Below are 16,820 nucleotides of genomic sequence, written 5' to 3' on the forward strand. Positions count from 1 at the left end.
GTCCTTTGAAAGGGTGGGGAGAAAAGGTTTAGACAGCGGTGGTTTGCTTGTTGCGTCTGCGATACACAGACTGTGTATCAATTAATGGCTTCAGAACCTGCCCTTGCTGCTTTGGGGTCAGGGTATTGTTAATGGGCTTGTCGTCTTTGGTGAGTAGCTCAAATAGTTCAGATCGCACCTGCTCTTCTGTGCGGCCAGACTGGATATAACTACCGGCTTTGTCAGGGCAGTGAGCAGCTGTACAAAGAGACTTGATGGCTTCACACTCTGCCAGACGATTATTGACGTCTTCAATACCCTGCTGCTGACTCAGAAACTGCTCGGCCATTTCCGGGTAACCAGCCTGATTGCACAGACGCATGACACTGAGGGCATGGACACCTTTATCTTCAGCGTCATCGGACTTAACACCCTCAGGAGCTTTGTTGAAACCGGATAAGTCAAAACTGGCCGCTATTTTTACCGGGCTATCGATGGCATCAACCAAGCCTTTCTGGTTAGCTTCTTCTGCGGTAAACCAGGTCTCTTCATCCATCAGTTCTTTTACCTCCTCGGGTTCCAGCGCACACTGGCTACAGTAAGTCTGGGCAATCACCTCGGTGGTTTTATCCAGCATATCTGCCATCTTACGCAACTCTTCAGCATCACCCCCCACCCAGCTAAACGGGTTATGAATCATCAACAGGGCGTTCTCAGCCATATGAATGGTGTCGCCTGCCATGGCAATCACACTGGCAATACTGGCAGCCAGCCCTTCAATACGCACATGGATATGAGCCTTGTGGTAACGCAGGGCGTTGTAAATAGCAATGCCATCAAACACGGAGCCACCGGGACTGTTAATTCGGACAGTAATTTCATCCGCTTCGATATCCTTGAGGGTATTGACCAGCTGTCGGGCAGAGAGTCCGGCCCAGTCACCAATCACATCATAAATCAACAATTCGGCGGGCTGGCCCGACTGGTTTTTCAGGGAGTACCAGGCTCTACTTTTATTGAGCGGTTTTTTGTTCATCCGGTGAATCGTCCTTATCCGTGGAAGGGGTGGTTTTCAGGTCATTACGAGCATCACTATCATATTGCAACGCCAGCTCATCGGCCCGGCGATTATCAGCAGCGATCTCATCATCAATCTGTTCACTGTCGTAGCCCTGCTCTGACACCACTTCTGAACGGGATTTGAAACCACTGCGAACGGCCAGGTTCTGGGCCTGCATATCCTGCACCGGATGCATATAGGGCCAACCCTGGGGAATCCATTTCACCCGGCGGTAATCTGCCTTGCGGGTGTGGTAGCCCGGTGCATGAATGGCACCACTGAGCACTGCCAGATCCAGCCAGTAATTCCAAACCGGACGACACAGTTGAAAAACAATCTGGTTATGTTGAATCTGCTGGATGCGTCGCCTGAATTCATTCAGCACTACCCGCAGAGCTCTGTCACTGACACCTTTCATATCACCGGAGAGAATCTCGTAGGGCAGGCCAATACCCGCGGCTACCGCCATTAACTGTTGGCGGATAAAGTCCGGGTAATTACTCGCTGCTCCTGGTGGCGTATTGAAGGTAATTTCCTCACCCGGCGATAACTCCTGCATAGTCCCCGGCTCCATGGCCACCATGGGAACACCCTGAAGATCATAAACAATGGGTCTGCCAGTGAGTGGATCAACCTTTTCCTGTTCCGGCGCAGGCTTGGTGATAAAGCCGGTAAAAAGATTCGCAATCTCCTGACGCAGCAGCGTGGCATCATCAAACTTATCCAGATGAAACATCCGCAACAGCACCTGGGTTAGAAGCGGTTGTCCCCGTAACTGCCCCGGTCGTAATGGCTCGTAAATATGAAGGATTTGATCTGCCGGAATACGACGGAGATTGGCGGTATCCAGCGTGGTGTAATCAGAGGGATGTGCCTTATGCATCCAGTAGGCCACACGCTGACCGAAGGTGTTAAGTTCAATGCCCGCCCGAATGGTATGGCCGTTTTTCAGGTCATCGTTGTAATCCCAGGGGACAAACTCCGACTCCAATAACTGGAGTTGTAATGGTACAGAAAAACCATCTTCCAACTTGCGGGGCCGAAAGCGAATAAAGCACTCACCGGATTCCAGCATCGAGCGAGTTGCCAACGATTGCTGTCCATAGAAGTCCAACTGACCATCCGCATCCGATTCATCGGTCCAGTCCATAAATAAGGTTTGTAACTTCTTGCGAAAACGATCATTCGTAGCTTCTGACTTGGGCTTAATACCGGTACCGATAATATTGGCGACCAGTTTATCCAACCCGGAAGCTGCCCAGGGATCATTGCGAATAGCGGCCCGCGAGCGATTGATCAGCGTACCCAGGTTGCCGGTCAGTGCACTGTTGGGGCCACTGGCAGGGGCAGACCAGCTCTGGCTTCTGCGGCCTCGGCCTGCGGAGGTATAGGCCTGGTTAACCACTACATTTTTTTTACTGTCCTTTTTTAACCAAAAGAGACGCATCCATGCTACCAATTCAAACCATCCTCTTAAGTAAAAAATTGAACCTGATTTTTTACAATGCGCTAATAGTTGGCATCAGGTGCTTTGGGCGTGGCACATAATTTAAAGAGCAATTCTAGCTCAACCATGATTTTTGGATTAGGCTCACTACCAACACTTAAACTTGACTGAAATTGCTTGTTTTCGTGAATATATGCTATACGAGGAGGAATAACAGTACTTCTTAGAGCCAGAAATTTTGTTCTTGTACGGTCAAAAATACCACTATTTTGAGACGGGTCTGCACGAGCCAAATTAAAAATACCAGCATCAAACTGACCGGTTTGTTGATCAAAAAAAACAGTTGATGTACAGACTGGAACAAATCTCTGCTTTCTTGATTGCTCAGATCGCAGTAATACATTGACAGTAAAATCCTTGTAGTTTTTTCTAGACGTCAAGTTAGAAATACCATCCATGGACAGGGAAATTAACGCTAGAGAAGCAGACACTTTGGAAAAACCATCGTCACTTTTTTCAGAAAGATCCTTAGAAAAATTTGAAATATTTAATAGCAAGAATTCATCATCGACTTCGACTGTGCCTTTATAAATATCAAAATGTTTTAAACCAGAGAATTCTTTTTCTTCACCAACCCCCTGCATTGCCACTAAATTTTCTTTCCCATATACATAATTAGTAGGCAATTCCAAATATGGCTCAAATAAATCACCCACTCCTACCGCACTACAAAGCTCAAAAGCATCGTCACTAGCCACTTTCATTTCGACTGCATATTGAATTGCGTGTAGATTAAATGAATAAAACAAACAAATTAAAAATATTTTAAAATATCTTTTCATGATAACAAAGCCAGCTATTCTAGTAGTATTCCACAAGCAGCAAAAAATACTACTTTAAGATTTCTAAATAAACCAACATAAATTTGACCTAATAATTACAACTTGACGAACAAAGAGCAAATATAAATTTGCAATTAACAATTCATTCTAAAAACTAAAAACACAGTCACTTTCTAAAATCATATATCACACAGCATTTCTCGAATAAATACCATATTGCCTGGGCCGCTTCTGCTTCTTTTGCAACTCCCGCTCAACGGCATTTAACCGGCGCTCCATCTCCCCGAAGCTGGCGTACTCTACTTTTCGCCCTTCAAACTCTACGGTGCGGGTTTCACGAAGTAACACGGCTCGCTTCAATGCCAAATACTCCGCATCACTGATAATGGGTTCTTGCTGGGACATTGGTGTTACCCGTTGAGATAAGTACTTCGGGACAAGCGTCTTGGGCGTGTACTGATGGCTTCTGATGACATATCCGCTTGATCAATTTTTACTTCAGGCTCTGGCCGTTGCTCTGCCAGCCTTTCAAGATCCAGTCCCCGGTGTTGTTGAAGGATTCGCACTGCAGTTAAAGCGTAAACCCGACAATCCAGTGCCTCATTGCGCTTCTTCTTGGCATCCCATTCAAAGTAAGCGACGCCCTTTTTATACTTACGAACCTTCTCTTCAGCCGTAGCCTGCTTGAAATAATCCTCATCAAAACAATCCTTCACCGGCCAGTGACAATAACCTGCACCGGGTTCCAGTATCCGGTAACGCTGGTAGATCAGCTCTTTGGCGGTGTCTGTACCCACCAAGGTCAGATAGATGCCTTTCTTGTTGCGGGTTTTGGGAAACGTAGCGATAGGTTTGCCCGCCTGGGATGCGCCTTTAATAGGAATTAACCAGTCGGCTCCCTGTTTTCGAGAAAAGGCGTAGACCTCATCAGTATAATGACCACCGGAGTCCATACAGACCTGTGCCAGATTCATCAGCACCCCATCCTGACGGCGATAGGGCTTGCGCAATCTATCTACCAGAATGTTCCAGATATCAGGCCGGGAGAGATCACCATAGAGCCGGATATAATCAACAGACCAGCTTTCTTCTCCTGCGCCCCAACCAACAACTTCGTATTCAATCCGGTCATCCTGAACATCAACGCCACAGGTCAGTACTTCTGCATGCCAGGGCACGTCTGCCGGGTAATGCTCACGACGCTGGTAAAGCAATTCATAATCAACGGTTTCTCCAGTCTCTTGCCAGGTCTGACCAAGAACTGTATTGGTCCAGTCTTTCAGCAGGATGGGATCATTCTTAGCCGCAAGAAAATCTTCTACCGCATTAGCCCAGCTATACCAGCCATTAGGGCTATAAAGCGAGCTAAGGTGATAACCACGAACTTTGCCATCAGCTTCAGGATTCATTGAGATCCATTGACCCTTGGCCAGCAGCTTGGGTTTGTCATGCTCCTGCATCCGATGGCCACAGCTGATACATTCAAAGCATGCGGTATCTGGGTTGTTATCTTCAAAACGAATCTGCTGCCACTCAATCGATTGAAGGTGGCTGCACTGTGTACAAGGCACATGATACTGCCGCTGATCGCTGGCTTCATAGGCCGCTTCTATTTTACTAGCCCCGGCAATATTAGGCGTGGAGACCATCAGGATTTTCCGGTTGCGGGAAAACGTCGCTGTTCGCTTGATGGCAAGATTAATGGGACTGCCCTCCCCGTCCACATCATCGTCATAGGCATCCACTTCATCCAGAAACAAAAACCGGGCAGGCATGGAGCGCAGGCCGGTGGCTGAGTTGGCTCCGGTGATAATTAACACCCCATTTGGAAATTCCTTCACCATCTGGGTATTGCCGGAATCCCGGGATCGGGGATCTTTCACCCGTTCTCTCAGAATCGGCATTTCCTCAATCATCGGCGCAATACGCTGCTTGGAGGTCCGCTTGGCCATATCCAAGGTGGGCAGTACATACATCATGGGGCCTGGGGTATGGTGGACGACATAGCCCAGCCAGTTATTGCCGCACTCGGTATTGTGTGTGGGTATCCAGCCTTTGCCGCACAGGTACAGGTGGCTGGGAGAGCTGACTTCGATGCAACGGACAGGTACAGAAGCAACAGGCTCTATTGCCTCAATTCGACGCCGCTTTGCTTGTGTTGGCCTTCCTTCGCTGCTGGAGCGCATGCGAGCGACTTTTCGGGTTAGACGGAACATCGGCTCTTCAACATAAGCCGTCCACGACACTCGCCAACCCGGCTGGCAAGTGTAAACATTTCCATTGGGATAAGCTTTGGTTCTCGAGGGTCTGTCATAAATGCTGACTTTATAACCAAGACTCTCAAGTATCTCGGACATCCCATCAACCAGCTTACGGTTGATGTTACTGAACTCACAACGCTTACCGTCTACGTCAATAGAACCATCGCTATCCATTAATCCCTGAATCAGTGCTAACCGCTGAGCCCTGGAAGACCTTAGATAGTCTTCAGGAATATGTTTATTACCAAGAACATCGAGATACCGCAGAGCCTGAGTAAAATCAGAGCCATGGCGGGCAAGATTCACATCCCCCTTGTTTTCAAAAAAAGATTTTAATCTGATGGTGGGATCAATAACGATATTAGCGCATCGACCTTTGCGCCAGGCAGGCAGACGAAACACTGCCTCAACACCACAGTCCTTGAGGTGTTCGGTAAGCTCCGTATCTGATTCATCCACACTGATATGATTCATGGTGCTGTTGCCATCACCTAGCCATACCCCCAAAACGTAAGGGTGGATGACTCTGTAGGGGACAATTATCCCTAACTCTTACTGTCGCAATGAGTGGCTGGCCTTACAGGCTGGCCAAACATCTCAATATGAAACATTAATTCTGTACTGGATGAAGTACGGTCAAACAGAAGGCTTGCCAGCCACTCCAGTCCATATCGAAAAATACTATTGGCAAGGCGTCCATGTTTTAGCCTTTTGATGGGCTTAATTTCAGCACGCCATTCTCCTGTGCAGTAAGCCCAACAATAGGCAAGGGTTACAATTCCCAGCAGGCGCTCAATACGCTCTCTGTCTGACAGGTGTGTACTCTCCAGATCGAAACCTCTACCCTTTAAAGCTTGGAATAGTGTCTCAATTTCCCATCGCCTCATGTAGTCACCCAGCGCCTCCTGACCTGCTTCATTGCTGATAATGATGACGCGTTCCTGCTCTGAGCGATAACAGGAAAGAAATACACGAACACCCCAGAGTTCCCGTGCATGATTCAGATGCATGCTTTCTCCCACTTTCAGACTGAAAAATCGATACGCTTTCAATTTTTCCGTTCGATGGCGGTTCATTGTGCGGGTGTCGTTTGGAATGCGGATACGGAAAGGAATTTTCTGCGCTATCAGCCACTTTAACCATTTTTCACCCCGAAACTCACGGTCTGCGGTTAAATACTGTATACGCTCTGTACCCAGTAAGTTGATAAAACGCTTCAGCAGCGTGATTCGTTCCTCCATGCTGGACATGCCCTTTTTGGGAAGGAGCGTCCAGACAATAGGAATGGCAGTGCCTTTATAAGCAATTGCCACCATCATGATATTGATTTTGAACTTTCCAAACTGCCAGTTGGAGCGATCCAGGCACACAATCCAGTTGCCTTCAGGCACCATCCAGTCAACAACCATTCGTGCCACACAATCCAGCTCGAAGCCTTTCCACATCAGGAAACGTTTGAGGCGCTTACGTCTGGAGTCTATTTCAGTGTGGTGCCCCATCGTTTGAGCTATACGGGACAAACTGACCGTGCCAACCTGTATAAGGCCAAAGATGGCGAGAGCCATAAGGTTAATACGGGATTGATGCCAGTTAAAAGAAGCTTTAAGCTGTTTTTCCAGAGAATGAGTATGCTGCACAAAAAGTAAACTGCTTGAGGTAAAGGACTTGCAGAATACTGATTGAAAGCAGCTCATTCTCCCTCATAGATCAACGTTTACCTCAGAATTGTCCCCTACAGAGGGTGGATGAGCAGGTCTCGCTCCGGCAGATCTACTGGCTGACAAACATCAATGGCATAACGCCGTCGCCGACTATTACCAATAAACGTTCGACCAAGCATCTGCTCTGTCGTTAGTGTTTTTTGTACCGGCTGATCATTGGTAAAGTCCCAGACTGGCCAGCGATGACTACCATCACAAGTGACTGTTTCACCATCGTCAAAGTGCAGAGTAAAACACTCCCTGCCAGTAAAAACGGGTGACACTCCCTGCACACGACAAGGCTTTCCTTGCTCATCAAAAAGCCAGTCTCCCACTTCCATCTGTCCCATTGTTGTCCAGCCATCGACTGTTGGAATCGGTGTATCCAGCGCCAGTGGTCCGCCGACCTGTGCACCTTTCATAAAGGCGATTCGCTCAACAGCCGAGGATGGTGATAGACAATCCATAATCTCTTTCAAATACGGTGTACGCGTAGTTCGCCACCTTCCAGCTTCCTTGGCAGACTTTGTCGGCAAAATCCGGTGCTCATCAGCCCACTCGGACACGGTAAGGCGTGTATCCGGCTTCAAACCTGAAAAAAAACCAGAGCAATAGGGGCTATCCATGCCTACCCTCACACAGTCACGGTCACATTAAGTAGAAATAGGTAAGAACTACCCGTTGGAGAGTGAACTTACTGCCGACTCAATTCACGGAGAATATTTTCCAGCTCCTCTTCCAGAAGCTGCCGTATCTGCCGTGGTTCTTGCTCAGCCGCCAAAATATCCGCTAACCGATCAGGAATACCCAGCAACGCATCCCGAATAATCCGCCCTGCCCGGAAAGCATCCTCCCGCACCTTTGAAGCATCAGTGAGCTTACCTGCCTTTTCCTCATACTCCATCTTCGCCATCTTGGCCCGGAAGGCTTCGCGCATGGTGCGGGCGGAGGCAAAATCCACGGTTTTACGATTGTCTACCGGATAACTGCTACTGGGCACTAACTGGCCTTTAGGGGTGGGGGATTCAGGCAAAACAGTGGAGGGTTCAGCCAGTTCCTCTATCGCCTTTTTAGCCGCCACAGGATCGATTCTGCCGCCTTTTACCTTGATCCGGCCCTGTTTGACCAGTTTATTCACATATTGTCGGGACCAGCCGTTCTGGCGGGCAAATTCGGCCTGTGTCACTCCTTGTCCGGCCATGTCCTGCTCCGTCTGGAATCCTTGGATTTATTCCCCTGAATAACTTGCTAAGTGGCCAACACTGAGCCTGTATGTAAGTAGACCGAACAATGATAACCAAGGAGCACATGATGAAAAAAACAACCCTTAGCGACAGTCAGAAAAACGTCCTGCAACTGGGCCATGACAAAGGCACTTTTACGGCGGAAGATCTTCCCCTGAAAGGCGCACCCCGGAAAAAGGTGCTGGAAAGCCTGCTTAACAAACAGCTAATCAAAATCATCAAGCGCAATGATCAATGGCAGGATTACGCCCTCACCCCGGAGGGTCGACAAGTCATCGGTGCAGAAGAATCAGAGCAGAAACCCTCAGGCAAAATCAGAACCGGCACCAAGCTGCACAGAGTCATTGAGTTACTCAGCCGACCCGAAGGCGCTGCCATTTTTGAAATTATGCGGGAGACTGGCTGGCAGCAGCATACCGTCAGAGGCACCCTGGCCGGAGCCCTGAAAAAACGACTGGGGCTGACCATTGACTCAGAAAAACCCGAAGGCAAAGACCGCATTTACCGGATTACCGCAGGGCTGGAAACCCTTTAATCACCAACGGATAGCAAAATGCATAATCCCATTCTACTGGCGGTGAAACTGAGTAACCGCCATTTTATGACCTGCAAACTTCTTCACCCGGATCAACACACCCTCAGCCACCTGAACCGCTGGCATTCCCCACTGCACAAAGCCATTTTTCTTGTAGAGTTGGGTAACCTGCACTGCATCAAGGGAGCTCAAGTCTCTGCAATGCACCGAGACTGGAGAGAGCACCGTATGAACCATCAGGTTAACTTTGCCAGAACTCACCAAGAGCTCTGCTGCTTGGCGAAAAGTGCGAAGATCACCACTCTCTACTGCTATGACAACAATCACTGGCAGGCACAAAAACTGTAAGCGTCGGAAGCACAAAGAAAAACTTGAGTCACTCAGGAATTCAGTGGATAACTCAGTGAATAAGCGGTTAAGAAGTGATCAACACATCGGAGAAAATAGATTTAAAAACTTATTGTTTACTTTTTAAACAGTGTAGATAAGTCACTGTTTTTGTGTATAAGTGGTTTCGTCCAATGGATACGGATGACTTAGGACTGTCAACCAATGTCAACCCCGATTTTCAGCCTGTCGCTAGCGAAATCCCGCGGCCATGAAGACCCGCATCTCTAAATGGGGCACAGGGTCCCCGAAAGCCTGTAAAACAAGGGGTTTTAGCGCTTTGTCGGAGATTTGCCCCGTTCATAAAAGTTCGCGTACCATGCTAGCCTTTCCATGTCCGGCTGATTTTTTCCAGCCCACGACTGGCAATATAACCACCAATACCCAGCTGCACGATGGCAAATAACTTCAGCACTACCTCCGGGTTAATGTCAGCAGCCGACCATCCCAGCCAACGGCACACGACCAGCGCCGTAAAGACCAACATCACCAGAGGTCGCCAGTTACGCTGCAACCAACTCTCACCCTTGGCTTCTGTCTCAATCACCCCTGCCTGCTTGGCCAGTTCGTCCAGCTCACCGTTGAGCATCATCTCCGCCAGTACCACCTTTACCTGCTCTGCGTTTTCAGCATCAGGGAAGACCTTATCGATCACCTTGCCCAGCAGGGGGATGGCTGAACTCCAGCTCATGCTACAGCCCCAACGGTCTGAATGCTGGCCTCTGCCAGCCACTGTTCCACATCAAAACAAGGGCAGTCCTTCAGGCGGTTAAAATGATTGTGACCTTTCACCTGCGCCACAGGGTAGAGAGACTGCAAACCTGTAACCAACAGCTTGAGCATCTGCTTTTGGATGGCCGTGAAGTTATCCTCAGGGTCACCCTCTTTGTTCAAGCCTCCTACCAGACAAATGCCCACACTCTCATGATTATGCCCCCGGCAGTGAGCGCCCCACTGCTCACAGCCCCTACCCTGCTTCACTGAACCATCCCGCTCAATCACCCAGTGATAACCGATATCCATAAACGCCCGCTCCAGCATATGCCAGCGCTTGATATCCTCAAAGCTCACCTTCTGGTCAGCCCGTGTTGCTGAGCAATGAAGCACGATAAAATGGGTTTCCTTACGCTTGGCCATCACTCATCCCCTGATAAAGTAAGACAGCAGTCCGATACTAGCCGTGAGTACTATCCAGCCGAACCGTTCGATATAACTGAGAATCACGCCCCGGGTACTCGAATGAAACTCCAGTTGGCGCAGTCGTTTTTCATAACCATCCAGCCGCTCATTCTGGCGATTCAGGCCGGTGGTCTGATGGGTTATCCGCTCCTCGATCATGGCCAGCCGTGAGACAGCGTCGCTGAGCTTGTCGAGTTTGGAATCAATCTGATCCAGTCGCTTGGAGAGGTTGTCCATCCCTGTCGGTCTCCTTTTCTTCCGTAGCAAGAAGACACTTCCGCCTTCCCTGGCGGTCGTCCTTGACCTGGGCAAAGGTCAGTTTGTTGGAGGCCAGCCAGGCTTCCTTGCCGGTGTACTCCTCCCAGCGGCGAACAATGACATCCACGTACCTGGGGTCCAGCTCAGTGATACGGGCACTGCGGTGACTTTTCTCACAGGCGATGACGGTCGAGCCTGAGCCGCCAAATAGATCCAGAACAATATCCCGGCTTTTTGAAGAGTTACGGATCGCCCGCTCAACCAACTCCACCGGCTTCATGGTGGGATGCAGATCATTACGGGCTGGCTTGTTGTAATACCAGACATCGCCCTGATCCCTCGCACCACACCAGAAGTGCTGTGAACCGTCCTTCCAACCGTAGAGAATGGGTTCGTACTGGCGTTGATAATCAGAGCGTCCCAGTGTGAAGGTATTCTTGGCCCAGATGATAAACGTGGACCATTTGCCACCGCCTTCCCGAAAGGCTTTCTGCAGGGTATCCAGCTCAGACGACGACATACAGATATAAATCGCGCCTTTGCAAACAGCCAGCAGGTTAGTCATGGCCGCCAAAAGGAACTGGTAAAAATCATCGCCCAGGTTATCGTTTTTGATCCGGCGATCTTTCTTCGCCTTGGTATTTTTCTCAGGATTGGCATAGTCGACGTTGTAGGGTGGATCTGTGAACACCATGTCTGCCAGCTGCCCATCCATCAGGGTTTCCACATCTGCTTGCTCGGTAGCACTGCCACACAAGACGCGATGATCACCCAGAACCCAAAGGTCTCCTGTCCGACTGACCGGCTGTTCTTCCGCCTCCGGTACCTCATCGTCATCCGTCTGGCCTTCAGGCTCTTCGGTGATTAGCAAATCTTCCAGTTCTTCGTCGGAAAACCCCATCAGGTCCAGGTCAAAGTCCAGCGCATCCAGTGCGACCAGTTCCTGCTTGAGCAGATCTTCATCCCATGCAGCCGTGGTTGCCAATTGGTTATCCGCAATAACCAGTGCCCGACGCTGAGTCTCGTCCAGATGTCCCAACACAATTACTGGCACCGCTGCCATCCCCAGCTGCTTTGCCGCCATCAGACGACCATGACCGGCAACAATCACACCATCGCTACCCACCAGGACGGGATTTACAAAACCAAACTCTTCGATGGATCGGGCAATCTGCCCAACCTGCTCATCGGAGTGAGTGCGGGCATTCTGAGCGTAGGGAATCAAGCTCTCAACCGAGCGATGTTCGATGGTTTCAACCAGCACTCTGGACATGAATCTTCCTTGACCAACGGGCAATAAAAAACCCCGAACCTTTGCTGGCCGGGGGTTAGGTGTACTTTGCTTCGAGCTTAGCGTTAATTCTTGCTGAAACACCCGAAACTGTCCAATGCGCCAATAAGGGACAATAAACGACAAACCTGTCTGATTAATCCCAACCGTACCCCACAACAGTCAAATTACCCTGATTTTTTTTGCGATAAGTGAATTAAAATTCGATTTATGGCCTTGTGCCAGTGCGCATACGGAGTTTTTCGATTCACCCCCAGCTCCTGCGCGATCATTCGCCAAGGCATACCCGATGCCCTCAGCCACACCAGCTGCCGCTCATCACGATTCAGCCAACGCAACCAGCGCATGCACTCCACCATCCGGTCAACGTCATCCTCCGACGGCTGCGGCAGTTTAGTTATTTTTCCCTCAGCGTGATAGACCTCCCAACGGTTCGGTTTGATTTCAGGCCAGTAACTCACATGGCCCAGGTGGATACCCGACGGCACCCGCCGTGATACTCGCCAGGCTTCCCGGTAGCGGCTTGAGATTTGATCGACATCCCACATGGTTAATTTCACCCTGTTTGTTTTTTTGAATTTATCCCGCACATGACGACCCAGGGGGATGGGAAGGGGGGCGGCTTAAAGCCCCCCCTATACCCCCTTTAGGGGGTAGATTTTCCAGCAACTCAGCAACATGGTTTTCCTGTTAATTTTCAACAAGTTAAAAGTTGCCAGAATCAGTTGCTGACAGGCTTAACGTTAGCAACTAACAAAACGGCCTAACCTATTGATTACCTTATTGATTGATATGTTGATGAGTTTTGGCAGCTTGAGGTCATCAGCTAATCAACTTCCCTTTTTCATCAAGATAAACCCACTTTTCAGGCGCATGATCTTCCAAAATTGCTGAGGTCTGAGCGCACTTGAAATGCGTTGGTTTGATCGGACAAAGCACTTCACCCTCATTCCCCAGAACCATATTTTCTACACACATATAGCCCTGATTACTTCGCAACGGCGGAGCAAGATTGTATTCCTGATAATCCTGAAAAAACTTGATATAGCCCTTGGTGCTCAGCACATTGATTCGCCCTCTGATGGTAGAGCTGGCCCCCAACCCAGACTGGTTTTCAAAGGCCTGGGCAAACTGGTTTGAGGTATACACCCGCCCTTGCAACGCCTCCTGATAAATCAGATTCAGAATCACCTCACGCTTTCTTATCCGTTCGGCATCATGGCGCTTTCCGACGCCATCACCCGCCAGCCGCAAACTACTGGCAGCGGTTTCCTGCCACTCGCCTTTTTCCTTGACAATATGCTGGGTTCTGATAGCAGGACCATTACGGATTTCGTAGTACACCTTGAGTTCCGGATCATCCTCATCAGGCCGGTGAAGCAGGATACCTGCCGTATAATAGCCACGCAGGGCATTGGCTCCGGAGAAGGCCAGAAAGGGGTCTTCCTCGACCCGGTTCTTGGGCATCTTGCTGGTATGATGGACCAGAATAATGCCAGCATCAGGGCTGACGCTGTCGCGCAAAACCTCCACACGTTCCCGCAAGAAATACATCATCGCGTCATTATCATTTTCCCCTTTTGCCAGCGGTCCCGAGTCAAAGACATTACGCACCGGGTCAATCACCAGAATATCGATTCCCTCTGGAAATGCCTTCCGAATGGCCCGGGATACCCTACGCACCCCCTGTTCATTCAGGGACAGTTTCAGGCGTGAGGTCATCACCAGATTTTGCCGAACCAGCCGCATTTGATCATGGCTCAGAGGTAACTTGCCGACACGCTCGCGCAGGTAGTGATACTGCACTTCCGACTGCAAATAGAAGACCCTCAGGGGCCGGAGGGATCGCATCCCCAGGAAGCTGGCTCCACAGGCTGCGTGAGCCAACAGGTTCAGTACAAAATCACTTTTACCCACCTTTGGAGCACCAGCGATTAACAGCATGCCATCGGGTGTCAGCACTCTCGGGTAAATCAGGTCATCCGGCATCGGTGCCTGGTCGTCCAACAACTCCCCCAGCGTGAAGGTATGCACCGACTGGCGGATAGGTTTTTTCTCTGCAGTAGCCAACCAGAGCCTGATTTCAAAGCCTTCCTCCACCGCATCAGCGCCATCCCATTTTTCAGGTTTGTCCTGCGGTGGCCGCACAATGCATACCGATACAGCCCCGGCATCAGCAATAGCCACAGCCGCTTTTTCCGCATAAGCCAGCCCGGCTTCATCATTGTCCGGCCAGATAGTGACCTGCTTGTTTTTCAGGGGCGACCAGTCGGTTTTATCAACCGGGGCACTGGCTCCATTCATGGCGGTGGTGGTGCAGATACCCTGATCAATCAACGCCTGTGCAGCTTTTTCTCCTTCCACCAGAATGACTTTATCTACTTGTTTGATCGCAGGCTGATTGTAGAGTGGCCGAACCTCTGGCGCTTTTTGCTTTCCGGCTTTGACATCCCAGGGTCGGTATTCTTTGCCGGTGGGTGGATCATAACGATAAACACAGGCGACCAGGTTGCCACTGCCGTCGTGATAGTCCCACTTACCGGTATGCGGCCCCAGCTCGTCATAGGCGACAGCGGGTATTTTTAACGTCACTACCGGTGCCGCTACCGGAGGCAAACCCAACCAGTCAGCCATGATCTGGATTACTTCCATAAAATCCCGTTTCTCATCCAGTCCTTGCTGAATAGCCGTCAGCCCGACAATATCGCCACCCTCACCGGTTTCAAAATCATGCCAGAGTCCCCCCCGTTCTCCGATCAGCTCCACCTCAAGGCTTTTTCCCTTTTCGCCCCGCACATTGCCGATGACAAACTTCTGCCCATGCACTTTGCCCTGCGGGTAGAGATAGCCCAGATAATCAGGCAGTCGCGCCAGAACCCGTTGTTTCACCTCATCAGGAGCCAACTCATCTTCTACTGGCAGATCCACCACATCATTAAAATCCGTCCATTGACTCATGAACTCACCTCCCAGCACTGTTGCTGCCAGGGGCACATTTTGCAGATATAGTGTCCAGCATCCGAACTGATCCGGGGCAACAGTTCTCCGGCATCACAAGCCTGCAATATTTTCACGGCTTTATCACTGCTGCGCTGGGCCAGCCCCTGATCAAAAGGCACCTGTTCAAAGTAGAGCTCGCAGGTATCTTTATTGACGGCTGTGAACAAAGCGGGATGCTGTGAAATACCCGGCACCTGCTCTTCCATATAGGCCTGATACAGAGCCATCTGTGCGGCATACACTGGCTTGGAAATGGTCACACCCTTTTTGACCGTATCCTTCCAGGAGCGACTGTTCATGGATTTGCATTCCCATAATGCCGGGTAAGTCATGGCAATAGCGGCCGGACCGCCATTAAAAATCCCGTCCACATGTCCTCGTAAAGTGCCATCCAATGCCTGAAAACCGAACTGCCCGCCATCCCGTGTTTCGGTATAGAGGTCAAAGCCTGCCTGGCGTAGCCAGTCGATAGCCAGCGTTTCAAAGCTATGGCCAAACTGGAAAATCCGCAGGGTACGCCCCTGAAAATGCTGCCCCTTATCCACGGGCTGATGCCAGTACTCATACTGCAGACGACGCTGGCACTCTTCACCCAGACGGGACGCCCCCAAATAATTACGGGGTGTTTTATTTCTCTCAACGGCCTCAAGAGCCTGATCAATCTGTTCTGTCACCTGATTGCTGAAATGCAGCAGGGCATCATCATCCACCATGGTCTTACCCTTATTGGTTGTCTGGCGGTGAATACGCTGGCAGCGCCTGCTACAGAAATAACGCCGGGTGCCAGATAACTGTGTACGCTGAAGGAGCGGAGTCCACCCGAAACCCCGGGCAGGCTGGCCATAGATATAGCAGGCCATTAATCCGATAGCGTCCGGCATAGCAACCGGGCCAGGGTTGAGCGGCCTTTGCCGTTATAGAAGAACTGCTGCACCTGCTTATCGCTATGGGGCGACTTGCTGATTCGGAACTCACCGTAGTCATCACATTTGAGACCATGTTCGTTGGCCGTCCGCCCCAGCTTCTGGGCAGAAATACAAAACTCGGCTGCCAGCTCTGTGGCCGTCCAGAACTTCTCTGTCAGTTTGGGCAAAGGCACACATTCAACACCGACAATTTCACGGGTAAGGGTTGCCATGAGTGCCTGCTTTGCTGTTTCACCCAAATTAGGCAGGCTTTCTGTTGTTACTTTGAAATAATCCGTTACCGCCTCCAGGGCTTTGGCAGGATGAACAGGCTCTGGGTTATGAAGGGTGCTCCTACTAGGTGTACCCTCTGACAAGCCGTAATAACCGTTTTTTCTGAGTCCTGGTAATACATCATGAGTCACCCAGCGTTTAAACTTTTTGGCTTCAGGTTTCCTCGACTTAAGAATACAGGCGTATAGTCCAGACTCATTAATGATGCGAACTTCCTGCTCTCCGTAGGGGGTACTCATAATGTGAGTACCCTTTTCATCCTGATCCAGCCCTCTGATGCCGTTATGCGCATCCCGAAATCCCAATGCATCCGTCACATCCTTCGCCACAAACCAGGTATTGCCCTCCTCATCAGACAAGGTACGGATATTGCCAAACTGCTCATGGTTAAACACCGTTAAAGCTTTCATCATTTAAATTCCTTTTACGTTTTAATAA

General features: G+C 50.0%; 18 protein-coding genes. 2 read left to right on the plus strand and 16 right to left on the minus strand.

Translation table 11 applies throughout. The features are described 5' to 3' along the window. Positions 1-28 precede the first annotated feature (28 nt). From MJ595_RS20985 to MJ595_RS21020, 8 genes are all read right to left on the minus strand, one after another. The gene (locus MJ595_RS20985) at positions 29-1,015 is read right to left on the minus strand and encodes a Clp protease ClpP (protein ID WP_263080069.1); all 987 of its coding nucleotides are present in this window, start codon (positions 1,013-1,015) and stop codon (positions 29-31) included. Continuing rightward, entirely contained in the window at positions 993-2,486 is a 1,494-nt protein-coding gene (locus MJ595_RS20990) for a phage portal protein (protein ID WP_263080070.1), read from the minus strand. Before MJ595_RS20990 ends, MJ595_RS20985 begins: the two co-directional genes overlap by 23 nt. A 62-nt stretch (positions 2,487-2,548) precedes the next feature. Then, entirely contained in the window at positions 2,549-3,328 is a 780-nt protein-coding gene (locus MJ595_RS20995; protein WP_263080072.1) for a hypothetical protein, read from the minus strand. Between the two features lie 186 nt (positions 3,329-3,514). Next, the gene (locus tag MJ595_RS21000) at positions 3,515-3,733 is read right to left on the minus strand and encodes a hypothetical protein (RefSeq protein ID WP_263080074.1); all 219 of its coding nucleotides are present in this window, start codon (positions 3,731-3,733) and stop codon (positions 3,515-3,517) included. 5 nt (positions 3,734-3,738) lie between these two features. Further along, entirely contained in the window at positions 3,739-6,063 is a 2,325-nt protein-coding gene (locus MJ595_RS21005) for a phage terminase large subunit family protein (protein WP_263080075.1), read from the minus strand. 71 nt (positions 6,064-6,134) lie between these two features. Next, positions 6,135-7,283 carry an IS4 family transposase gene (locus tag MJ595_RS21010; RefSeq protein ID WP_263079026.1) on the minus strand — a complete coding sequence of 383 codons (1,149 nt, stop codon included), beginning with the start codon at positions 7,281-7,283 and terminating at the stop codon, positions 6,135-6,137. 38 nt (positions 7,284-7,321) lie between these two features. After that, complete coding sequence (locus MJ595_RS21015) at positions 7,322-7,915, minus strand: phage terminase large subunit family protein (protein WP_263080076.1); 594 nt, start codon at positions 7,913-7,915, stop codon at positions 7,322-7,324. Between the two features lie 68 nt (positions 7,916-7,983). Beyond that, positions 7,984-8,490 (minus strand): hypothetical protein, encoded by a 507-nt coding sequence (locus MJ595_RS21020; RefSeq protein ID WP_263080077.1) that lies wholly within the window; start codon positions 8,488-8,490, stop codon positions 7,984-7,986. Positions 8,491-8,597: 107 nt separating this feature from the next. Here MJ595_RS21020 and MJ595_RS21025 point away from each other — a divergent pair, with 107 nt between their 5' ends. Together MJ595_RS21025 and MJ595_RS21030 are read left to right on the plus strand one after the other, a co-directional pair. Then, entirely contained in the window at positions 8,598-9,068 is a 471-nt protein-coding gene (locus MJ595_RS21025) for a DUF3489 domain-containing protein (RefSeq protein ID WP_263080078.1), read from the plus strand. Between the two features lie 18 nt (positions 9,069-9,086). Next, the gene (locus MJ595_RS21030; RefSeq protein WP_263080079.1) at positions 9,087-9,416 is read left to right on the plus strand and encodes a hypothetical protein; all 330 of its coding nucleotides are present in this window, start codon (positions 9,087-9,089) and stop codon (positions 9,414-9,416) included. 361 nt (positions 9,417-9,777) lie between these two features. Here the strand turns inward: MJ595_RS21030 and MJ595_RS21035 are convergent, their stop codons facing one another. From MJ595_RS21035 to MJ595_RS21070, 8 genes are all read right to left on the minus strand, one after another. Next, on the minus strand, positions 9,778-10,146 hold the full coding sequence (locus MJ595_RS21035) for a holin family protein (protein ID WP_263080080.1): 369 nt from the start codon (positions 10,144-10,146) through the stop codon (positions 9,778-9,780). Beyond that, entirely contained in the window at positions 10,143-10,592 is a 450-nt protein-coding gene (locus MJ595_RS21040; protein ID WP_263080081.1) for an N-acetylmuramoyl-L-alanine amidase, read from the minus strand. Before MJ595_RS21040 ends, MJ595_RS21035 begins: the two co-directional genes overlap by 4 nt. A gap of 3 nt (positions 10,593-10,595) precedes the next feature. Further along, the gene (locus MJ595_RS21045) at positions 10,596-10,871 is read right to left on the minus strand and encodes a hypothetical protein (protein ID WP_263080082.1); all 276 of its coding nucleotides are present in this window, start codon (positions 10,869-10,871) and stop codon (positions 10,596-10,598) included. Beyond that, positions 10,837-12,165, minus strand: a complete 1,329-nt coding sequence (locus MJ595_RS21050; RefSeq protein WP_263080083.1) for a site-specific DNA-methyltransferase — start codon at positions 12,163-12,165, stop codon at positions 10,837-10,839. The genes MJ595_RS21045 and MJ595_RS21050 overlap by 35 nt, the downstream gene beginning before the upstream one ends. A 185-nt stretch (positions 12,166-12,350) precedes the next feature. Beyond that, positions 12,351-12,731, minus strand: coding sequence for a DUF6362 family protein (locus MJ595_RS21055; RefSeq protein ID WP_263080085.1), 381 nt, complete (start codon positions 12,729-12,731; stop codon positions 12,351-12,353). Positions 12,732-13,005: 274 nt separating this feature from the next. Next, on the minus strand, positions 13,006-15,141 hold the full coding sequence (locus MJ595_RS21060) for an AAA family ATPase (protein ID WP_263080087.1): 2,136 nt from the start codon (positions 15,139-15,141) through the stop codon (positions 13,006-13,008). After that, positions 15,138-16,064 (minus strand): hypothetical protein, encoded by a 927-nt coding sequence (locus MJ595_RS21065; RefSeq protein ID WP_263080088.1) that lies wholly within the window; start codon positions 16,062-16,064, stop codon positions 15,138-15,140. The genes MJ595_RS21060 and MJ595_RS21065 overlap by 4 nt, the downstream gene beginning before the upstream one ends. Beyond that, the gene (locus MJ595_RS21070; protein WP_263080089.1) at positions 16,043-16,795 is read right to left on the minus strand and encodes a Bro-N domain-containing protein; all 753 of its coding nucleotides are present in this window, start codon (positions 16,793-16,795) and stop codon (positions 16,043-16,045) included. The genes MJ595_RS21065 and MJ595_RS21070 overlap by 22 nt, the downstream gene beginning before the upstream one ends. Positions 16,796-16,820: the final 25 nt, after the last annotated feature.

Origin of the sequence: Endozoicomonas sp. Mp262 (assembly GCF_025643335.1) — a bacterium.
GTDB lineage: Bacteria > Pseudomonadota > Gammaproteobacteria > Pseudomonadales > Endozoicomonadaceae > Endonucleibacter.

Coding starts and splice junctions, on each gene's coding strand:
- MJ595_RS20995 (WP_263080072.1), bottom strand. CDS start 3,328: ATGAAAAGATATTTTAAAATATTTTTAATTTGTTTGTTTTATTCATTT.
- MJ595_RS21000 (WP_263080074.1), bottom strand. CDS start 3,733: ATGTCCCAGCAAGAACCCATTATCAGTGATGCGGAGTATTTGGCATTG.
- MJ595_RS21020 (WP_263080077.1), bottom strand. CDS start 8,490: ATGGCCGGACAAGGAGTGACACAGGCCGAATTTGCCCGCCAGAACGGC.
- MJ595_RS21035 (WP_263080080.1), bottom strand. CDS start 10,146: ATGAGCTGGAGTTCAGCCATCCCCCTGCTGGGCAAGGTGATCGATAAG.
- MJ595_RS21005 (WP_263080075.1), bottom strand. CDS start 6,063: ATGAATCATATCAGTGTGGATGAATCAGATACGGAGCTTACCGAACAC.
- MJ595_RS21060 (WP_263080087.1), bottom strand. CDS start 15,141: ATGAGTCAATGGACGGATTTTAATGATGTGGTGGATCTGCCAGTAGAA.
- MJ595_RS20985 (WP_263080069.1), bottom strand. CDS start 1,015: ATGAACAAAAAACCGCTCAATAAAAGTAGAGCCTGGTACTCCCTGAAA.
- MJ595_RS21015 (WP_263080076.1), bottom strand. CDS start 7,915: ATGGATAGCCCCTATTGCTCTGGTTTTTTTTCAGGTTTGAAGCCGGAT.
- MJ595_RS21010 (WP_263079026.1), bottom strand. CDS start 7,283: ATGAGCTGCTTTCAATCAGTATTCTGCAAGTCCTTTACCTCAAGCAGT.
- MJ595_RS20990 (WP_263080070.1), bottom strand. CDS start 2,486: ATGCGTCTCTTTTGGTTAAAAAAGGACAGTAAAAAAAATGTAGTGGTT.
- MJ595_RS21050 (WP_263080083.1), bottom strand. CDS start 12,165: ATGTCCAGAGTGCTGGTTGAAACCATCGAACATCGCTCGGTTGAGAGC.
- MJ595_RS21040 (WP_263080081.1), bottom strand. CDS start 10,592: ATGGCCAAGCGTAAGGAAACCCATTTTATCGTGCTTCATTGCTCAGCA.
- MJ595_RS21030 (WP_263080079.1), top strand. CDS start 9,087: ATGCATAATCCCATTCTACTGGCGGTGAAACTGAGTAACCGCCATTTT.
- MJ595_RS21045 (WP_263080082.1), bottom strand. CDS start 10,871: ATGGACAACCTCTCCAAGCGACTGGATCAGATTGATTCCAAACTCGAC.
- MJ595_RS21070 (WP_263080089.1), bottom strand. CDS start 16,795: ATGATGAAAGCTTTAACGGTGTTTAACCATGAGCAGTTTGGCAATATC.
- MJ595_RS21025 (WP_263080078.1), top strand. CDS start 8,598: ATGATGAAAAAAACAACCCTTAGCGACAGTCAGAAAAACGTCCTGCAA.
- MJ595_RS21065 (WP_263080088.1), bottom strand. CDS start 16,064: ATGCCGGACGCTATCGGATTAATGGCCTGCTATATCTATGGCCAGCCT.
- MJ595_RS21055 (WP_263080085.1), bottom strand. CDS start 12,731: ATGTGGGATGTCGATCAAATCTCAAGCCGCTACCGGGAAGCCTGGCGA.